This window comes from Shewanella sp. 125m-1 (genome assembly GCF_052977065.1).
In genome coordinates this window covers 1-19,564 of sequence record NZ_JBRILT010000048.1, presented here as the reverse complement: position 1 = coordinate 19,564, position 19,564 = coordinate 1, and the positions used below count along the sequence as shown (strand labels likewise).

15 protein-coding genes are annotated in these 19,564 nt (G+C 45.7%); 10 read left to right on the top strand and 5 right to left on the bottom strand.

Annotated features, from left to right (window positions below):
• Positions 1 to 75 precede the first annotated feature (75 nt).
• The 3 genes from metF to metB all read right to left on the bottom strand — a co-directional run bounded on the left by metF (position 76) and on the right by metB (position 4,743).
• Positions 76 to 966, bottom strand: a complete 891-nt coding sequence (metF, locus tag ACVBIK_RS17285; RefSeq protein WP_447161482.1) for a methylenetetrahydrofolate reductase — start codon at positions 964 to 966, stop codon at positions 76 to 78.
• A gap of 207 nt (positions 967 to 1,173) precedes the next feature.
• Positions 1,174 to 3,567 (bottom strand): bifunctional aspartate kinase/homoserine dehydrogenase II, encoded by a 2,394-nt coding sequence (locus tag ACVBIK_RS17280; protein ID WP_447170174.1) that lies wholly within the window; start codon positions 3,565 to 3,567, stop codon positions 1,174 to 1,176.
• Between the two features lie 15 nt (positions 3,568 to 3,582).
• A complete protein-coding gene (metB, locus tag ACVBIK_RS17275) occupies positions 3,583 to 4,743 on the bottom strand; it encodes a cystathionine gamma-synthase (RefSeq protein WP_447161480.1) in 1,161 nt (386 codons plus the stop codon).
• Positions 4,744 to 4,953: 210 nt separating this feature from the next.
• Between metB and metJ the strand changes: the two genes are divergently transcribed.
• Positions 4,954 to 5,268 (top strand): met regulon transcriptional regulator MetJ, encoded by a 315-nt coding sequence (gene metJ, locus ACVBIK_RS17270; RefSeq protein ID WP_012153825.1) that lies wholly within the window; start codon positions 4,954 to 4,956, stop codon positions 5,266 to 5,268.
• A 183-nt stretch (positions 5,269 to 5,451) separates the two neighbouring features.
• Positions 5,452 to 6,183, top strand: coding sequence for a sulfite exporter TauE/SafE family protein (locus ACVBIK_RS17265; RefSeq protein WP_447161479.1), 732 nt, complete (start codon positions 5,452 to 5,454; stop codon positions 6,181 to 6,183).
• 9 nt (positions 6,184 to 6,192) lie between these two features.
• Here ACVBIK_RS17265 and ACVBIK_RS17260 read toward each other — a convergent pair whose 3' ends face one another.
• Together ACVBIK_RS17260 and ACVBIK_RS17255 are read right to left on the bottom strand one after the other, a co-directional pair.
• Positions 6,193 to 7,386 carry a conjugal transfer protein TraF gene (locus ACVBIK_RS17260; RefSeq protein ID WP_447170173.1) on the bottom strand — a complete coding sequence of 398 codons (1,194 nt, stop codon included), beginning with the start codon at positions 7,384 to 7,386 and terminating at the stop codon, positions 6,193 to 6,195.
• Between the two features lie 208 nt (positions 7,387 to 7,594).
• On the bottom strand, positions 7,595 to 8,509 hold the full coding sequence (locus tag ACVBIK_RS17255) for a LysR family transcriptional regulator (RefSeq protein WP_447170172.1): 915 nt from the start codon (positions 8,507 to 8,509) through the stop codon (positions 7,595 to 7,597).
• 146 nt (positions 8,510 to 8,655) lie between these two features.
• On the opposite strand from ACVBIK_RS17255, the gene ACVBIK_RS17250 reads away from it, so the two are divergent.
• The 8 genes from ACVBIK_RS17250 to ACVBIK_RS17215 all read left to right on the top strand — a co-directional run.
• A complete protein-coding gene (locus ACVBIK_RS17250) occupies positions 8,656 to 9,375 on the top strand; it encodes an SDR family oxidoreductase (RefSeq protein WP_447170171.1) in 720 nt (239 codons plus the stop codon).
• A gap of 395 nt (positions 9,376 to 9,770) precedes the next feature.
• Positions 9,771 to 10,100: a c-type cytochrome gene (locus ACVBIK_RS17245; protein WP_447170170.1), complete on the top strand. Its 330-nt coding sequence runs from the start codon at positions 9,771 to 9,773 to the stop codon at positions 10,098 to 10,100.
• 180 nt (positions 10,101 to 10,280) lie between these two features.
• Positions 10,281 to 11,993 carry a DUF3373 domain-containing protein gene (locus tag ACVBIK_RS17240; RefSeq protein WP_447170169.1) on the top strand — a complete coding sequence of 571 codons (1,713 nt, stop codon included), beginning with the start codon at positions 10,281 to 10,283 and terminating at the stop codon, positions 11,991 to 11,993.
• 49 nt (positions 11,994 to 12,042) lie between these two features.
• Positions 12,043 to 13,440, top strand: a complete 1,398-nt coding sequence (locus tag ACVBIK_RS17235) for a tetrathionate reductase family octaheme c-type cytochrome (protein ID WP_447164242.1) — start codon at positions 12,043 to 12,045, stop codon at positions 13,438 to 13,440.
• 300 nt (positions 13,441 to 13,740) lie between these two features.
• Positions 13,741 to 15,399 (top strand): ABC transporter transmembrane domain-containing protein, encoded by a 1,659-nt coding sequence (locus ACVBIK_RS17230; protein ID WP_447161472.1) that lies wholly within the window; start codon positions 13,741 to 13,743, stop codon positions 15,397 to 15,399.
• 2 nt (positions 15,400 to 15,401) lie between these two features.
• Positions 15,402 to 17,519: a peptidase domain-containing ABC transporter gene (locus tag ACVBIK_RS17225; RefSeq protein ID WP_447170168.1), complete on the top strand. Its 2,118-nt coding sequence runs from the start codon at positions 15,402 to 15,404 to the stop codon at positions 17,517 to 17,519.
• Positions 17,512 to 18,837, top strand: coding sequence for an HlyD family type I secretion periplasmic adaptor subunit (locus tag ACVBIK_RS17220; RefSeq protein ID WP_447161470.1), 1,326 nt, complete (start codon positions 17,512 to 17,514; stop codon positions 18,835 to 18,837). Before ACVBIK_RS17225 ends, ACVBIK_RS17220 begins: the two co-directional genes overlap by 8 nt.
• 14 nt (positions 18,838 to 18,851) lie before the next feature.
• Positions 18,852 to 19,564 (top strand): hypothetical protein (locus tag ACVBIK_RS17215; protein WP_447170167.1); only part of this gene is annotated, 713 nt, incomplete at its 3' end.

Genomic DNA, 19,564 nt, shown 5'->3' with positions numbered 1-19,564 from the left:
ACCATCCATAAACAGCATAAAAAAACCAACAGCCTAGGCTATTGGTTCAGTTTATTGCTCTAATTAATTATCTGTTTATTGACCTGGACGAACCCCTAACGTGTGGCAAATTGCGTAGGTGAGTTCGGCACGGTTTAATGTATAGAAGTGGAAGTCTTTAACGCCTTCACGAGATAAGACTTTAACCATATCAATCGCCACGTTAGCACCAACCATCTGACGAGTGGTTGCATCATCTTCTAGGCCTTCAAATTGACGGTGTAACCAGCTTGGAATTGAAACGTTAGTCATCGCCGCAAAGCGTTTAGTTTGATTGAAATTAGTGACAGGTAATATGCCTGGGACGATTTCAGCGTCGATGCCTGCCGCCGCGCAGCGGTCACGAAAACGCAAATATGACTCTACATCGAAGAAAAACTGAGTAATGGCACGGTTAGCTCCGGCATCAATTTTCTTTTTCAAGTGGATCAAGTCGGCTTGAGCATTGCTCGCATCAGGGTGCACCTCAGGGTACGCAGCAACTGAAATATCAAAGTCAGCAACTGAGCGCAGTAAGCGAACAAGATCGTTAGCAAAACGCGTTGGCTTTGCGCTTCCCTCTGGCAAGTCACCGCGAAGGGCTACAATGTCACGAATACCGCTGTTCCAGTAATGCTTAGCCAGTTCTTTTAACTCTTCGTCACTCGCGTCAACTAACGTTAAATGCGGTGCAGCCACTAAGTCGGTTTCTTTTTGAATACGTTCTATCACGCCGTGGGTTCTATCACGAACGCCAGAGTTGGCACCGTAAGTTACAGAAACAAACTTAGGGTTTAATGGCTCTAAACGACGAATAGAGTTCCAAAGTAACTTTTCCATCTCTGGAGTTGAAGGCGGGAAAAATTCAAAAGAAACGTTAATGTCACCATTTAGCTCAGATAGGCTCTGGTTTAATGATGTTGCATGTTGTGCGTGATGAAAACCCATTTCTACTTCCTCAACTTCAGCATTAATTTGCAATTCCAGATATAGACGTTTGGACGTCTACATGTCCATATACTAGAGAAAATGAAAGTGAAGTCAAGCGCAAAAAGCAGGCAAGTGAGTTTTTTTCTTAATACCAACAAAATGACAATAAACAAGCCAATAAAAAAGGACTCAAATGAGTCCTTTATAACGTTAGAGCGATGAAAATTATTCTTGAAGCAGATCTCTACAAATATGAGCGAGATCTGACTGCACTGCAGCAGCTGTGACTAAGCGACCCGCACCCGGCCCACGAATTATCAATGGGTTATCTTGGTAGAACTCGCTACGGATCACGAACACGTTATCGCCTGGTGTTAGGTTAGCGTAAGGGTGACTATTATCAACCCATTGTAAGCTCACCTCAGCCTTTAGCTTGCCATCCACCTTATCTAAAGAAGCCACATATCTCAGAACTTTATCTTGCTCTGCTGCAGCCTCAAACTGTTGCTGCATATCTTCATCTAACTCGCAAATTCGCGACAAGAACTGCTCTAGCGGCAATTCAGCCAAGTTAGCAGGTACCAAAGACTTAAGTTCGATATCTTCTAGCTCAATCTCAAAGCCTATTTCACGGGCTAAGATCAGTAGTTTACGTTGCATATCACGGCCAGATAAATCATCCCTAGGGTCTGGTTCAGTGATCCCTAGGCCCCTCGCCTCAATAACCAATTCCGAGAAAGGTTTCTTCGCATCAAAGTTTTCAAATAACCAACAAAGTGTGCCAGAGAAGATCCCACCAACCGCCTCTATGCTGTCGCCGCTATTATGCAGATCGTTTAAGGCATGTTGCACAGGTAAACCTGCACCACAACTGGCGTTATAACGCCAAAACAGGCGACGATTATCCAGTTGCTGCTTAAGCTCTCGGTAAAAAGGTAATGGACCTGATCCTGCAAGTTTATTAGCACTTACAACATGTATTCCGCGGGCAAAAAACTCTGGATATTGCAGAGTTAAATCAGCGCTGGCACTAATATCGAGCGCAATAACTTCATCACACTCCAGCTCATGTACCTCATCAAATAAGTGACTATATTGCCAAGGCGTCGCATGCTCTTCAAAAACCTGTTTCCAAGTATCAAGCTCAATACCTTCATCGCTAATTAGTGCCTTGCGTGAGCTCACTAAACCAACAAGCTCAACACTGGCTTCTAACTCTTTATTAAGCGCCGCCTGGGCATTGCTAAACAGATCGACCCAAGCTTCACCAATATTGCCCACCCCTAGCAATAGCACACCAATGCGCTTACGTGGACCGGCGCAGCGACGATGAACTTTTTGCGTTAGCAGGTTAACTTGCCCTTGCGGCACTAATGTCACGAGACTCATGCCATCGTTAAATAGTGGTCTGGCGTTACGGCTCAATAATCTGGCAAATCCACGACGGTAAAGGTTTGCATCGGCGCTGACTAACGCAACTAGGCCTAAGTCTTCGGTGATCTTAATATTACTCACAGCTAATGCTTCACGATTAACATCAAGCAAAGCTAACACTTGCTTCTGGTTTTCAAGCGTTACGGTCAACTCAATTCGGTTTTGCCCAAGCTCCCAATGAGCAAGTGGGCTCAAGCCTGTTTCTTCAAGCAAGGCGATAAACTGTTTAAAATTGCTCTTCAGCTCAAGATTAAACAAGGCAACGCTACTTAAGTTTGTCACCACTGGCGCACTTGCCGAAGAACTCTTAGGTGCAATCAAGGTAAAGTCTGTGTGGGAGGCGTAACTTGAACGCACAGCCAGACTCACTTGGGTATCAAATAGTGGCTGCAAAGTACGATTATGCAGTACCGGTGAGCCTAAATGGGCTAAACGGTTTGCCTCAGCAAGTGAAAGACTACTCAGCAACTTTGCATCGTTGATCTTATTCGGATCGGCGTTAAATACCCCTTCAACGTCGGTCCAAATCGTGACCCGCTCAATATCCGCTAAGCTAGCAATCAAGGTGGCACTAAAATCAGAGCCATTACGCCCTAACAGTAAGGTATCACCACGCTCATTAGCGCAGATAAACCCCGTAATAATTAGCCGCTCATTTGGGTGTGCTTCGGTCATCAGATGCACACGCTCGCGAGACTCTTGCAAGCGAATTTGCGGCACTGCGCCCTCATCAGCAATCAGTAAGGTGCGAGCATCGACATCCGACGCCGCAACCCCTGACTCGCGCAGCAATGCAGCTAATAGGCGCGCTGACCAACGCTCACCAAAGCTGACTACCTGGCTGCTCTGATAGTCATTAATTGACTCTATCGACAATAGACTGATCAGCTGAGATTTATCGGTAGATAAACGCTCTCTTAAAGAACGTGCCTGCTCATTTGAGAGCAATTGCTCAATCAAATTTTGCTGGAAGCTAATGAGTGTCTGCAGCTCTTCTTGCCACAACTGTTTAGTGCTACTTAATTCGAGCAACTTATACAGGAAATTAGTACTTTTACCGGCAGCTGACACCACAACTAAATCGTCGCTGTGGCCATGCGTCAGCAAAATATGAGCAACGCGACGGTAACAGTCTGCATCCGCTAGACTTGAGCCACCAAATTTATGTAAGTGACAGCGTGCCATCGTATACCCCTTTAATTAACAAGCGGCTGCAGCATTAAGCGCAGCTTCAATATCGGCAACAAGATCGTCAGCATCTTCGATACCAACAGAAAGACGGATAAGCGTATCTTTTACGCCAGCTTCAGCGCGAGCCTCTGGCTCCATCGCCCTATGTGTCATGGTCGCAGGAACGGCCACTAAACTTTCAACGCCGCCAAGACTTTCTGCAACTGAAAAATAATTAAGATTTTTTAAGAACTCCACCAACTGGGGCTCCCCACCTTGGAGCTCAAAGCTCAACATGGCGCCAAAACCTTTTTGCTGCTTGGCCGCAATCTCATGCCCCGGGTGATCTTTAAGTCCTGGGTAATAAATTTTGGATACAGCTTTATGATTGACTAGGGTATCAAGAATTCGTTGCGCATTCGCCTGATGTTCGCGAATTCGTACTGCAAGTGTGCGAATTCCGCGCAAAGTGAGATAACTATCAAATGCTGAGCCCGTTAGCCCTAATGTATTTGACCACCAATGCAGCAACTCTCCGACTTCAGGATCTTTAGCCACAACAGCGCCGCCCACCACATCACTATGACCATTAATATATTTTGTCGTAGAATGGATCACGATATCGGCGCCAAGTAATAACGGCTGTTGCAAAATAGGTGACAGAAAAGTGTTATCGACGACGACTAACGCGCCGACTTCATGGCTAGCCGAACTGATAGCTTCAATATCGACCACGCGAAGTAAGGGGTTCGACGGTGTTTCTAACCATACCATCTTAGGTTTTTGCGCTATCGCCTGATTAAGTGCCTGTGAGTCAGTCTGATCCACTACTAGCAACTTAAACTGACCTTTCTTGGCAAGGTTAGTAAATAAACGGTAACTGCCGCCATAACAGTCATGTGGCACGACAAGTAAATCATCTGGCCCGAGTAGATTTGTCGCCAAGGTGATTGCCGCCATACCAGTGCAAGTCACCACTCCCGTCGCACCTTTTTCAAGTTCGGCAATCGCATCGCCAAGAATGGAGCGAGTTGGGTTACCCGAGCGGCTATAATCGAAGTCTCTTGGATTTTTATGACCATCAAAAGAGTAGTTAGTTGACAGGTATATTGGCGGTACAACAGCGCCATGTTGGCTATCGGACTCAATGCCTTGACGCACTGCCGCGGTGGCAAGTTTACGCTCGGTCATGTACTACTCCTTAGTTACTGATTTTCTTATTAGAGATGTCTGGACGTCTAAATGTACCTAAGCACATCCTCCTCGTCAACCACTTTAGACGTTTAGACGTCCATGCATATAGAAATCTATTTGCATTTATCATAAATAAGAGGCAATAATTTGACTGCACAATTTAAAGGGTTAAAATCTGCCCCGAATTTTGAAATTACAGGTGAGTCAATGACTGAGTGGAATGGCGATTATATCAGCCCATATGCTGAACACGGCAAAAAGAATGAACAAGTGAAAAAAATTACTGTGTCCATTCCTTTGAAAGTACTTAAAGTACTTACCGATGAACGCACACGCCGCCAGGTGAATAACTTGCGTCACGCCACAAACAGTGAACTGTTGTGCGAAGCATTCCTGCATGCATACACAGGCCAGCCACTGCCAAACGATGCCGATCTAACTAAAGATAAACCCGACAGCATGCCTGCTGAGGTTAAACGTCTAATGGATGAAATGGGCATTGAGTGGGAAGAACTTGAATAATCTTCATTGATTATCGACAAACATGATCTCCAGATAAGGACTGCTTAGCAGTCCTTATCTGCTTCTATACCACTATAAACGTGTAGCCGACTGATAGTTTGCCTGTAAATCGATTCACGCCATCGTCACTGATAGGCCAACCTATATTCGTTCCCATATAAGCCGTCTTGGCTGGATAAACAGATGATCGAACCCATTACATTACTACTTGCCTCACTGATTATCTTTTGTGGCGCACTAACCCAAAGTCTTATCGGCTTTGGCCTAGCCGTCGTTGCAAGCCCCTTGCTGTATATCGTCGATCCGAGCCTAGTACCTGCACCTGTTATCATGATGGGATTCTCTATTGCACTGCTGACCCTATTTAGAGAGCGAGGTCAGCTTGAGTTTAATGGCCTGCAATATGCACTCTTAGGTCGTATTCCTGGCGGCATACTCGGCGCGACGTTGATTTTAATTGCGCCGCAACCGATTTTAGGTCTGGCGATAGCCGCGATTGTGGCATTGGCGGTTGGTTTAAGCTTGATGAAATTTAGCATTCCAGTGAATCGATTTAGCTTATTTATCGCAGGCATTTTATCGGGTATTTTTGGCAATATTGCAGCAATTGGCGGTCCGCCACTGGCCATCTTGCTTTCAGGTAAAGATGCAGGCCAATTTCGCGCCGCTCTATCGGCCTTTTTTATCTTTAGCTCGATGATTGCTTTGATCATTTTGGCATTTGCAGGCTTGCTGACCTTGCATCACTTTTATATCTCTTTAATGCTATTACCCTCTGTGATTTTGGGATATATCGTGGCAGGGCGATTAGTAGGACGAGTCGACAAACAAAAAACCAGAGCGTTAACTCTGGCTTTATGTGGCGGCAGTGCGCTTATCCTAACCATTAAATCAACGATAGAGTTAATGGGTTAACGTTACTCGTTAGAAATGGTAGGAGGTTTGCAGCACGCCTCCTACCGCATTGTCATCACCAAACATACCGGTGAAGTCTAAGAAAAACGAATCACCGAAGGCAAAGCCTGAACCCAATGAATAGAGATTAGCTGTAGAGTCTTTCATATCATGGCGATAACCCACTCGTAGCGACATCCAATCAAAGGCTCTAACTTCCCCCCCTAAGCGCCAATATTGAGTACCATCGAGCTCTTTAAACTTCTTATTTTCAATCAGATCGATATCTGTGGTTACCGATAAAATACTCCAGTCATAAGCCACTCCAGCGGTTACTAAGGGCTCTACGCGGTAGGTAAACTTTTGCCCTTCAACTTCTATGGTATCCACATCCTGGCTAATCAAGTTTCTCCCCGACAGACCTAGCGTCAGCCCTTCAAATGGTTGCAAGGCGACACCGATATCGAGGTTAAAGTTAGTCTCATCATTACGGTACTTAACGTCGTCAAAATCACTGGCATCAAAGTTATTCGCATTGGCAATATAGTTATAGGTGTCGACGCGCTGAAACTTTGGCGATATACCCACTGCAATCGGCATATTGACGATAGAAAGTGGAAAACTCAATGCAATACCTAAATCTGATACTGCGCCGCCTACCACTTGCCCTTGAGAGTCTAAATCAGAAATTTGTGGTGGATTATTAGGATCTAAATTATTGAGGGTATTGATATCTGACTGCGCGATATTAGCAACGCCGACGGCGTTGACATAAGTCTTATAGAAGATTGCCATCGGCATTCTTTGATGTGGAATGGCCACACTGAAACCAAGCCCTGCACTCGCATAGGCTGAAGTGCCCTTTAACGACTCTAAATCAGCTACTAAATCATCACGAAATTGATTAATATCACCACTATTGCCCGTATCAATCGCATCAGCTAAGCCATCGTATGAGTCAATCAGCGAATCAAACTTATCTATCATGTCATCGCTATCAGCCATATCGATTCCAAGAACAGGCATCAGCAGTACTGCAGAATTGTCTTTATGCGCATTAATCGCGAGTAAGGCAGGATTAACAAAAGCCGCCCCCTCTTTATTTGAAGCTGCAACGCCCGCTCCCCCCATAGCATCGCTTCGAGCCTCATAATATTCTTGCCCTGCATGGGCTGAAAAGCAATGTAACAAGGCACAAGCTAGTGCTATTTTCTTTAGGTTCATCCATTCCACCTTTTAATGTCCTTAACGCTCTAAGCAGCAATACGACTCAAATCGAAAAAAGGTTATTTTTGTTCTTAAGATATTCTAAGACAAAACCGACTAAAATGGATGACAAATTTAACTTTAAATAAACATTTATATAGCAAAATGTTTGCCACCCCAATCATCAGTAACAAACCGATTAAAGGGGGATCAAAATTAATTCAATTCAATTTTTTGGCAACGCCACATATTCCATAAAGTGCTGTGTAGTGAAATCAATAAACTGCCTTAATCGAGCTGGTTGAAACTGATCTTTGTTATAAAGCAGATAAAGCGGTGTATCCGATATGGTCCAATCTTCAAATACATGCACTAATTCACCGCTATCTAACTCCGTGCTACAGTAAATTTCAGGTAATCTGACAATACCATTTCCTGCCAACGCACTACTTTTCATCACGCGGCCATTTTTACATAAGAAAGTGCCAGCAATCGTGACCTCTGCCTTTTGGTTTTTATCGCTACGAGAGTGATAATTCCAGTGGTATACCGACCCGGTAATACAGGCATGGCTCTTCAACTCTTTTGGATGTTGAGGACGACCGCGCTTAGCAATATAAGCCGGCGATGCCAGTGTACAATTGGCAATGTCCATCAACTTTCTCGCCACCAAGCCTGAGTCTTCAAGCTCTCCCATTCTGAAGACCAAATCAAACTCATCAAGCACTAAGTCTACTCGCTGGCTACTAAAATCAAGATGGATCTGAATGTTCGGATGTTGGCTCATAAAGTCGTTCACCAGTTGGTTGACGATCTCTTCACCGATATAACCACCAACGCAGTTAATATTGATTTTTCCCTGCAAGTTATGGGCGTTATCAACCGTCTTGGCGACGGCTTGCTCCATAACATCTAAGGCATGTTGGCAGCGCTCATAAAAAAAGCTGCCCTGCTCTGTTAATCGCTGCGCCCTTGTTGTGCGAGTAATTAGGGTCACTCCCAGGTAGCGTTCTAATTGCGTTAACTGCTTTGAAAGGTGAGAACGAGAGCAACCTAGCTTTTCAGCCGCAAGGGTAAAACTGCCTTTCTCTGCAATCACGGTAAAGGCGCGAACATCTGCTAAATTTAGGTCTTGATACATGAACGGCAATCCATTTTATCTCGGTATGTTGACGAGCATTAGGAGTCATATATAAACAATCATATTCTCTATAGATTATATATCAACAATATTGGTTTATATAAAATACTCATCAATCGAGATCCTACCCCCTTATTGAGGCTGATATGAAACAATTAATCGTTATTACAGGTGCATCTTCTGGTATTGGTGCGGCAATGGCTAGAGCCTTTAGTGCTAAGGGTCACCCGTTACTTTTACTGGCACGCCGCATTGAACCTATGCAAGCTCTGGTACTTGAAAATAGCTTATGCGTCAGTGTTGACGTAACTGATGCAGATGCAATGAAAAGCGCTATTGCTGCAGCCGAAGCCAAGTTTGGCCCTGTAGGTTGCTTAATCAATAACGCTGGAGTCATGCTACTGGGCGCAGCGGATGTTCAAGATCCTGCCGAATGGAGCCGTATGCTTAACATCAACGTGATGGGTGTACTCAATGGTATTCACGCGGTTCTTGCCGATATGAAAGCGCGCAAAACAGGCACCATCATCAACGTGAGCTCAATAGCAGGCCGCAAAACATTCCCCAACCATGCCGCATACTGCGCTACTAAGTTTGCGGTACATGCACTCACAGAAAATATCCGTGAAGAAGTCGCCTTAGATGATGTGCGTATGGTGACGATTGCGCCTGGGGCAGTTGAAACCGAATTATTAAGCCACACCACCAGCGAAGAGATCAAAGCGGGTTACAACGAGTGGAAAGAGTTCATGGGCGGAGTGATTGAGCCAACAGCGGTTGCTGATGCAGCCGTGTTCGCCTTCGAGCAACCACAAAATGTATGTGTGCGTGAAATCGTATTAGCACCTACGCGTCAACAGCCTTAATCTTCCCTCACACAAGTTAATGCCCTTCCAGTCTTTCTGCTAGGGCTTTTTATTAACAGCAAGTCAACCTAGTTATCACTTTAGGGATAGCTAAAACCCAAAAACGTGACACAGACCTCGCACCAAAAACACTCCGCAAAACAAAAACAGATAATCAAAATCACACTCAAAACCACAAAACCCCTTAAAAACAACAGCAAGCACGCATACACCAACCTCCATTAGATTTTATTCAATGATCTTTTTATCAATTAGATTTTTATCATGAACATGATCAAGCTCAATATTTAACCCAACAACACCTGCTAAATTTAGTAACAACACGGAAGCATTTTTAAAGCATTTGATTAACCACGCAAAGGACGGCATCAAACCTATAAAAAAGTAAGGAATTGATGATGAAAACAATCTCAAAAATCGGAATAGGCCTTGCCCTTGCGCTGTCTTTGGGGCTTCAAGCCCAGGCTGCAGACGGCGGTAACCCTAAAAAGGGTAAGCACCTTTATAAAAAAGAGTGTAAAGCCTGCCATAGCAAAGGTGATGTGTGGGGAGAGATCACTCCAATGACAAAAACCATGAGCCAGTGGGATCGCTTCTTTAAACGTATGAAGCACAAAGGTGATCAAGAAGCCTTTAATGCGCTATCTGAAAAGGACTTAAAAGATATTCAGCAGTTCCTTTATGACCATGCGGCTGACTCAGATCAACCGCAAACCTGTGGCTAAGACGCGGTAAGCCGACTTACCACCATTCTTAGATTCTCAGAGTAACCAACAGATAAATTAAAAATGGGGAAAGCCTCAGGGCCTCGTGCTGCCAAAAATCAGCCAAGTCCAGGTTGCCCCTCAACATCAATCGAGACAAGACAACAGCAAGATAAGTCAAACCTCGAAAGGAGAGATGTTATGCGTACCCTTATATCACTACTCGTTGCCAATGCTATTGCCTTATCTGGCAGTGTATATGCCAATGAAAACGACGCTCAAAAAATTTCAGATCTAAAGCAACAGCTAGAGGACATCACCAGCGAGATTGACGATCTCAATGATCGCGTCGATAACAATGAGCGCCACTCCGCCCTCGACAGAATTTTGATCACTGGCGACTTTCGTACCAAAGCTCACTCACTTCACTATCAAAACGTGACCTGGAACCCTGCAATAAAGGTCAATTTTAGTGACTTTGGTGCCAAAGCGATGTCCGGCGTATTTGGCATGCCAAATGATCCAAGCTCACCTTTAGGCAAGATGATGGCAGCAGATCCGAATTTAGCGGCGGCATTCCAAAGTGGTCAGCTTCAGGGGATCATGCCTTATGTTTTAGCTCAAAAAACCACTCAAGATATCGATAACGATATTTTTTACACCACAAGGTTACGCCTCAATTTAAAAGCCAAAGTCTGGGACAACGTCAGTTTTGCGGGCCGGCTCTCTATGTATAAAAACTGGGGCGACTCTACCGGAGTGCAAGTATTCGATTCTTGGCGCTCATTTACCATGGATGGCACCAGCAGCGGTAACACCAGTGGCGACTGGCTAAGAGTCGAGCGCGCTTATTTCGACTGGAAGAACATCAACGGTTCACCATTCTATCTCTCCATTGGACGTCGGCCTTCAACCTATGGCCCCCCAACCCAATATCGTGAAAATGAGCAACGAGGCGGAACGCCATCAGGTCACTTAGTCAACTTTAACTTCGATGGTGCCACATTAGGATACAAGCTCGGAGAATTGACCGGAGTCGATGGCCAAGTTGTGCGTATCTGTTATGGCCAAGGCTTTGAATCCCAGTGGGGTAATGGCGAAATGTTTGGCGATATCGTCACCAAAGATACTCACTTAGGTGGCTTTAATATTGATGCGATAAATGATGGCAAAAACTTTCTTCAATTCACCCTCTTTGGCGCCAAAGATGTCAATGATGGCTTTAAAGGCACCATAGCCTTCCCGACTCAGCTAGCGGGTATTTTTGCGCCAACTATGTATCAAGATATGCAGAAGTTCAGCAACTTTAACTTTGAAACTCGAGTACAGCCCAGCGGTGTTATTGGCGATATGTTCTTAGGTGGGATCGGCTTTGCACGTGAAGAAGATAATGACGTGAAATGGTTTATCTCTGGTGGTTGGACACGCGCTGATGGTAACGGCAACGCAGGCATGTTCGGTGGCATGTTAAGTGATGCCGCTTTTGAAGCTCAGCTTAACGCCGATGGCACTGAGATCATCATGATGCCAAGTGCCGCTGACGACAGTGGTCCAAAAGAGGGTTACGGTGCCTATGTCGGTATTCAGATCCCTGCCCCATACGGAAAATTTGGTCTCGAATATAACTATGGGTCTAAATACTGGACCCCATTCACGCAAGCGCAAGACGACCCTATCGGCAGTAAGCTAGCGACTCGTGGCCATGTCGGCGAAGCCTATTACATGTTTGATATCAATCCACGTATGTTTATCAAGCTTGCAGGTCTCTACTATGACTTTGAATATACGGGTAGCGGCACGCCTGTAGGAGCACCTCAAGATATCGATGAGGTTATCGCAGGCACGGCTTACTCAATGTTACCCGTCGTCGACACCGCCTTTGATGTTAACGCCTCTCTCACCGTCAACTTCTAACAAAAATGGATTCCCCCTCGGCTAATTACCGAGGGGATGGAGATTCATCATGAAAACCATAGCTATCACACTCAGCCTGCTCACTATGCTCCTACACTGCACTAGCACCTGGGCAGCCCAAGACCATAGTGAGTTTATCCAAGGGCCATTTGCAACGGGTTCAGACGTTACAACTCAGTGCATAGAATGTCATGAAGATCATGCCGCAGACTTTATGAAATCATCACACTGGACCTGGGAACTAGAGCAGTCTCTTCCTGGGCGCAGCGTAAAGCGTGGCAAGAAAAATACCATTAATAATTTCTGTGTTGCGATCTCCAGTAACGAGCCCCGCTGCACAAGCTGTCATGCGGGTTACGGCTGGAAAGACAATAACTTCGACTTTACCGATATGACCAAGGTCGACTGTCTTATCTGCCACGACACCACCGGCACCTACGTCAAAGACCCTGCTGGCGCGGGTGAAGTCTCAAAGAAAGTCAACCTTGAACGGGTGGCGCAAAATGTAGGAACACCTGTGCGAGACAACTGCGGAACCTGCCACTTCTATGGTGGCGGGGGCGATGGCGTCAAACACGGCGATCTTGATTCTTCTATGTCTTACCCAGACAAACGTACCGATGTGCATATGGATACTGACGGTAATGACTTTCAGTGCCAAGACTGTCACGCCACGCTCAATCACCAAATAACAGGTAATGCCATGGGCGTCTCACCTGGAGGTAATAACCCAATCGGCTGCGTAAACTGTCACGAGAGTACGCCCCATGAAAACAGCAAGCTTAATGAGCACAGTCAAGCGGTTGCCTGCCAAACCTGTCATATTCCTGAATTTGCTAAAAACGAACCAACAAAAATGAGTTGGGACTGGTCAACCGCGGGCTCTGACCGGGAACAAACCCGAGATGAATATGGCAAGCACAACTACATGAAAAAGAAAGGTGACTTCGTATGGGCTAAGAATGTTATACCTCAATACGCCTGGTATAACGGTAAAGCCGATGCTTATATGGCTGGCGATAAAATACAGCCTAACGCTGTCACTAAGCTGACTCATCCTTTAGGCAACATCAAGGATCCTAAAGCCAAAATCGCACCTTTTAAAGTACATACGGGTAAACAGATCTACGACAAGAAGTTAAATATCTTCATCACCCCAAAAGTCTTTGGTAAAGATGGCTACTGGAAAACTTTTGACTGGGATAAAGCTGCTCAACTGGGCATGGCGCAAAATCAAACTATGGCCGAAAAAGGACTTAAGTACAGTGGTGAATATGATTTTGCTGCCACAGAGATGTGGTGGCCAATCAACCATATGGTTTCACCTAAGGAGGATGCCCTCAAGTGTAAGGATTGTCATAGCAAACAAGGCAGACTCGATTGGCAAGCCTTAGGCTATGACGGAGATCCGATGAAAGTGAAAGCAGGCCAAAAACACGCAAAATAACATTAACAGCAACGGATAATCATCAGTAATAACGACCCATAATCCTGCCAACTGACCTTGCAGAGACTCCAGTAGTAAGGTGATTCGTCAGCCAGCATTATCGACATCCGCTGGCTGACTCTTTTTCATTATGCCTTTTAGTTAACCGCCTCTCCCCCTTGTGCACCCATAAAGAAAACTCTTCTAATGCTTCTTTTTGACTATATCCATGCTGTTAAATTTAAGTTAAGTTACTGTAAACACCCATTTATGGGCTATCATTTAAACACTGTTTTACTCCGTCTAGGATGAGGTCAGCAAATGAGAAAAAACTTAAGCTTAATAAACAGTAATCGGGCTTGGGCCGAACTGTTTCTTTCCTCAATCTTCATCAATTTGCTCTCACTTGCCCTCCCCTTTACCATGCTGCAAATCTACGACCGTATTTTACCGAATCAAGGCTACGGCACCGCAAGTGTGCTGGTCTCTGCCGTTGCAGTCGCTATCTTGCTGGAGTTACTACTACGCTATGCTCGTAGCTGGATGTTGGCGTCATCCGCGGCTAACTTTGAGCTCAAAACGACCACTAACCTTGTTAGCGCCCTGATGCGTTCTGATTACCATCATGTGGAAAATCTCGGAGCGGGTAAGGTTTCTAATGGACTGGCAAGCATTGCTGCCATTCGTGAACTCTATTCAGGCCAAGCCTTAGTTGCCTTGATGGATTTTCCATTTGTCCTGATCTTTTTAGCACTCGTCGCCTATATAGGTGGCCCACTCGTGTTTATTCCCATTATCGTTTGGGCGCTTATTGGGGCCTTGGTGCTAGTGATAGGCCAAAAATTAACCCGAGTCACTGAAGCGTTAGCGCTAACAGATAATGAACGCTCTCGTATGCTGATATTGGTATTGTCGGGGTTAACCACGGCAAAAGCCTTAGCAATGGAGACGCGACTATCGACAACGTACAATGAGATCAATTACCGCCGTCTTGCACTGCAACAACAGGTCGACTGGCTTTCATCCAAGCTACAAGAACTTATTCAAGGCGCATCCCAAGGTACGACCTTATTAATCGTACTGATTGGTTGCTTAGAAGTGCTAGATGGAGATTTAACGACTGGTGGCCTAGCCGCTTGTTCAATTTTAGCTGGACGCGCAATCGCTCCTCTTAGCGCAATCATCAGTTTACGATCTCGACTCGTATCAGCTAAAACGGCCATGTCTCATGTCGATGATTTAGCCAAGCTACCTCTAGAATCCTTTAACGGTCACACTCAGTATCATCAAAAACTCCCCCTTGGGCCGATTACCTTTGAAGCTGCAGCAAGTCACCAAGTAGGCGCAAAACTCGCGAACTTTAACCTGAATATTCCTTCGGGTAGCTTAGTGACTATCACATCAGATCCACTAACCCACGCCAGTTTATTATTGAGTGTTGTTGGCGCATTTCACCATTTAGAGCAAGGAACAATTTATATCGCAGGCATTGCACAGCTAGAGCATAACGCCAACGAATATCGCCAATCAGTCACCTATGTATCCCCCTGGCCCACTCTTTTTGCGGGCAGCCTACTAGAAAATATGACCATGTTTAGACCGGAGCGAGAATCAAGAGCGATGGAGATAGCCGAAGCTTTAGGTTTGACGGTGAGTATCGCGAAACTCCCCGCAGGTTACCAAACCGAAGTCGGCGTGAATGACAGTCAAATGCTTAATAAGGGGGCGATTAAGCTCATTGCATTGGTAAGGGCGTTAGTGCAGTCACCTTCTATTTTATTACTCGATGAGCCATTGATCTCATTAGATACCGACTCACAGGTGCGCTTGCTGACAGTACTTAAACAGTACCAAGGCAAGATGACCATATTGTGCGCCTCTCACTTTGACACCCTTAACAGTCAAAGTGATTTGCGGGTCAATGTCAGCGCAAATGGCGAGTGTGAAATACTGCCAACAACATCACCGGCACAAGGATGAATATGATGACGACAGATCCCGTAAGTGTTCATTCTGAAAAGCAGCCTGACATGCCAGAGCTAAAACCCATACTCATCAGTTTATTTCAACAGCTTGGACTTTTTGCTCAAGCGACCAACTTAATCAATGACCAAACGTTCCAAGATATTGATACCTCTCAGTTAGCAGGCTTACTCAAGAAGCACCATATCGGCTTTTCAGTGTACAAGTTACACCAGCAAGCCATCGCTCAATCGATCCATCCATTTATTGTGGTACCCGAAACTGAGCCCGCCTTTATTGCTCGCCGCCGTGACGAGCTATTTGAAGCTTTCGATATCGCTACAGATCAATGGCAAAGCATTCAAGAAAGTGCCATCCCCAAACCTGCACACCTGTTTGTTATCGAATACCTGCCAAGCAGTAAACAAAATATTCGCGCCTTTGCCGCGCACATGAGCAAAAGGGCTAAATGGTATCGTCCAGTATTTTGGCTTAGTTTGCTTTCAAGCCTGACAGGCCTGGCTGTTCCCCTGTTTACCATGGCGGTTTACGATAAAGTCATTGGTGGGCAAGCTCCCAATGTACTCCCCAGCATTGCACTCGGCGCAGCGCTCGCATTGGGAATATTAGTCGCCAGCCGATTAACTCGCGCCAATGTATTAGCCACCACCAGCAACCGTTTCGCCAGAGATCTTTCCGATCTGACCTTTAGACGACTACTCAGCATGCCTTTGATGGTGCTCTCTCGAGTGGGGATCTCCAATCATATGGCAAGAATGCGCAACGCTGAAAAAGTACGAACTTTGTTAGCCGGTCCCGGCGGCGCAGGCTTGGTCGATCTGCCATTTACCCTCATCGCCTTTGTGACCATCGCCCTACTAAGTGGTTGGTTAGTCATCGTCCCCATTGTGATGCTATTGCTTTTTTACCTCGTAATGAAAGCTGTTAATAGATATGCACAATCGGCTTCACCGACGATTAGTGGTGATTATCAAAACTCGATTAATGAGCTAGCAAAGAACCTATTACAATTAAAAACCAGTGGAGAAACTGACGGCTGGAATACTAAATTTGCTCGTCAATGCAAAGAGAACTGTCGACAAAACTTTTTATACGCAAAACGCAATGGCCTTAATGCCGCCGTCGCTCATGCAATGAGCCTGCTTACTGCGTTAGTCACCGTATTTACAGGGATTTTCTTGGTGTTAAACCAGAGCATCAGTCCGGGAGCACTCATCGCTTGCGTCATGCTGATTTGGCGGATCACGGGGCCGGCTCAACTGGCTTTTTCCTCCAGCCAAAAAATCACCATGATGGGCTCTGCAATTACTCAGTTTGATCGTTTTATGCAAGCAAGCACTGAACAAAACGAGCTTAGGCTCGATACACCCGATACACATCAAGCACCCGGCATCAGCTTTCAACATGCAACGTTACGCTATTCTGCAGACTTAGAGCCATCCCTAGCCGGTGTTACCGTCGATATTGAGCCTGGAGAAAACGTTGCGATTATCGGTCCAAATGCTTGCGGTAAAACCTCAATGCTATTGGCGGCGATCGGTGTTGTTGAAGCCCAAGCTGGCTATGTCACAGTCAACAGTAAGAATCTTAAGCAATATGATCCTGAAGCTTTTAGACAGTGGGCCGCTTTTTGTCCTGCAGAACCGGACCTATTTCCTGGCACCTTAGCCGAGAACCTGCGCATAGCAAAACCTGAAGCGACAGATGCGGAGCTGACTAAAGCCTTAAAAGACGCAGGAGCAAACTCACTGCTCAATGCACTTGGAAATGACTTAAACATCAACCTATTTAATCGCGGTCACACGCTTCTCTCTGCCGTTGAAGGTAGCTATATTAGTCTGGCTCGCGCCTTACTTAAGCAGTCCAGATTTATCGTACTAGACGAACCCATTGCTAACCGTAACCCTATAGCTAAGGCGCAACTCCTCAAAACCTTTAGTGAACTTAAAGGACAGGCAACGGTGCTATTTACCAGTCATGACCAAGAGTTGATCCAGCAAGCCGACAAAGTCGTAATTTTAGATAAAGGTGCTGTGGTTTACGCCGGCCCCATTCCAGAACAAGCACCTCAGCAACCACCAGCTGCGTCATCTCAGGAGAACCTCTCTAATGGATAATCGACAACTAGCAAATCGAGTCTGGCCTGAGCACGAGTTTACCGATGCGATTGAGGCGCCAGCGGAGCGAAAGCTGATCAAGCGTATTATTTTGCTTATCACAGGCTCTATCCTGATCATGCTGCTGTGGTCTATTTTTACCCATGTTGAAGAGATCTCTAAGTCCAAAGGCCAAGTGGTACCGCTAGGACATAGACAGGTTATTCAAAGCCGTACAGGAGGCACCATTGCTTCTGTTGAAGTCGAAGAAGGCGATGTCGTTAAAGAGGGCGATATACTTGCCACCTTTGTCTCGATTGACAGTCAATCGGCAGAGGAGGAGCTCGCCAGTAAACGCGCTAATTTACTACTCAAAATTGAACGTTACGATGCCTTTATCGATAAGCGTGACGCCGACTTTACTGAGTTTGCCATTGAGTACCCACAACTGGTCAAGCTACATACCGCCTCACTTAAGCGTATGAATGAGGAGCGCACTGCTGTAGCAAGGCTTTCTGAGTCAGACATTGCTAAATCCCAAGCTGAAATTGACGGCTTACAAGCAGAAATTCCACCGTTAAGCGATCAGATTAAAACCGCAGAGCAGACACTTAAGATGATGCAATCGGTCACCGAAGTGCAAGCTGTTTCTAAGCTACGTATTTTAGAGTCGCAGCAAAAGCTTGATGCCTATATCCGTGAGCTAAAAAGCATGGAAAGTAAGCAACAAGTGCTGGCCAAAAACTTGCTCAATTTAGAGCAACAGCTGAAACAGAAACAAGCAACCTTGCTCAAAGAAGTTGGGGAAAAACGTACCGATGCTCAGGCTGAACTGCTGGGTATTATTGCCCGCTTAAAATCATCTGGGTCTCTGGTCTCTGAAAATACCATGACCGCCCCCGTCGATGGCATTATTCAATCCATCCCCTCCACGTCATCTGGCAGTGTTATCCAACCAGGTGGAACGGTTGCCGTAATTGTACCTATGACCAAAACCGGCTTAATGGAAGCTAAACTCTCTCCGCGAGATATCGGCTTCGTTCGTGTTGGTCAACCTGTACGGATCAAAATTGATGCCTTTGACTACAGTCGCTACGGCGCCCTTGATGGCATAGTCAAACGGATATCTCCGAGCACCGATGCCGATGAAAAAGGCGGCGTATTTTACAAGGTGCAAATTGCCATCGATAAACCCTATTTTTCCGATAAACCGGGTCAGTTTGATCTAATCCCTGGCATGACTGGTGAAGCAGACATCGTCACTGGAGACAAAACGGTATTTCAATATCTATGGAAGCCTGTATTTACTAACGTAACCGAAGCTTTTGGTGAGCGATAAAGAGGATGTAAATAATGAGTCATGACGAGAATAAGCACACATCAGCCTCTAAAACACCTAATAACGCCACCGATAGCGAACACGCGCAGCAAAAAAAACGCGATCAAAAATCGAAGTTAAAAGCCAAACAACTCGACAAAGATGTTGCTCGCTTAAAAGCAAAAGAGCTTCGAGATACCGAGAAAGCGACAAGCATTGGTAATAAAGATCTCGTTGCCGATAAATCTTGGAGCGCCGCCACTCCCATAGCAGATGTAGACACTAGCCCCTCAAACAAGGCAGCCACCGCAAGCGAAGATCCTCTAGCATCCACACGTTCAAATAATGACAATGTACAAGCTCAAGCATCAGCTATCCAGCCCAGTAAAGAAGAGCAAGTTACCCCTCCAGCATCACAAGATAGCCAAGCTCAACAAGCAACAGGAACACGTCCGCATAGCGCTATCCAAACTTCAGGTTTCAGAGCCGGAGCACATTTTCATGCCACTTCAGATAAAAGCCCCGAGTTAAGCACGATTGCACAACCGCTGACCTTTAGCGCAAATGAGCATAATCAGCCTCATTTTACGGTAGCGATGACAACTGATACTAATGCTCAGCAAGTCAGCACCCTGCAAAATAAACCCACTTTAACAACTACCGAGACTGGCACTGGCACTGGCACTGGCACTGGCACTGGCACTGGCACTGGCACTGGCACTGGCACTGGCACTGGCACTGGCACTGG

Bases quoted from the DNA above. Each gene is read 5' to 3' on its own strand.
- metF (WP_447161482.1), bottom strand. From the start codon at position 966: ATGGGTTTTCATCACGCACAACATGCAACATCATTAAACCAGAGCCTA.
- ACVBIK_RS17280 (WP_447170174.1), bottom strand. From the start codon at position 3,567: ATGGCACGCTGTCACTTACATAAATTTGGTGGCTCAAGTCTAGCGGAT.
- metB (WP_447161480.1), bottom strand. From the start codon at position 4,743: ATGACCGAGCGTAAACTTGCCACCGCGGCAGTGCGTCAAGGCATTGAG.
- metJ (WP_012153825.1), top strand. From the start codon at position 4,954: ATGACTGAGTGGAATGGCGATTATATCAGCCCATATGCTGAACACGGC.
- ACVBIK_RS17265 (WP_447161479.1), top strand. From the start codon at position 5,452: ATGATCGAACCCATTACATTACTACTTGCCTCACTGATTATCTTTTGT.
- ACVBIK_RS17260 (WP_447170173.1), bottom strand. From the start codon at position 7,386: ATGAACCTAAAGAAAATAGCACTAGCTTGTGCCTTGTTACATTGCTTT.
- ACVBIK_RS17255 (WP_447170172.1), bottom strand. From the start codon at position 8,509: ATGTATCAAGACCTAAATTTAGCAGATGTTCGCGCCTTTACCGTGATT.
- ACVBIK_RS17250 (WP_447170171.1), top strand. From the start codon at position 8,656: ATGAAACAATTAATCGTTATTACAGGTGCATCTTCTGGTATTGGTGCG.
- ACVBIK_RS17245 (WP_447170170.1), top strand. From the start codon at position 9,771: ATGATGAAAACAATCTCAAAAATCGGAATAGGCCTTGCCCTTGCGCTG.
- ACVBIK_RS17240 (WP_447170169.1), top strand. From the start codon at position 10,281: ATGCGTACCCTTATATCACTACTCGTTGCCAATGCTATTGCCTTATCT.
- ACVBIK_RS17235 (WP_447164242.1), top strand. From the start codon at position 12,043: ATGAAAACCATAGCTATCACACTCAGCCTGCTCACTATGCTCCTACAC.
- ACVBIK_RS17230 (WP_447161472.1), top strand. From the start codon at position 13,741: ATGAGAAAAAACTTAAGCTTAATAAACAGTAATCGGGCTTGGGCCGAA.
- ACVBIK_RS17225 (WP_447170168.1), top strand. From the start codon at position 15,402: ATGATGACGACAGATCCCGTAAGTGTTCATTCTGAAAAGCAGCCTGAC.
- ACVBIK_RS17220 (WP_447161470.1), top strand. From the start codon at position 17,512: ATGGATAATCGACAACTAGCAAATCGAGTCTGGCCTGAGCACGAGTTT.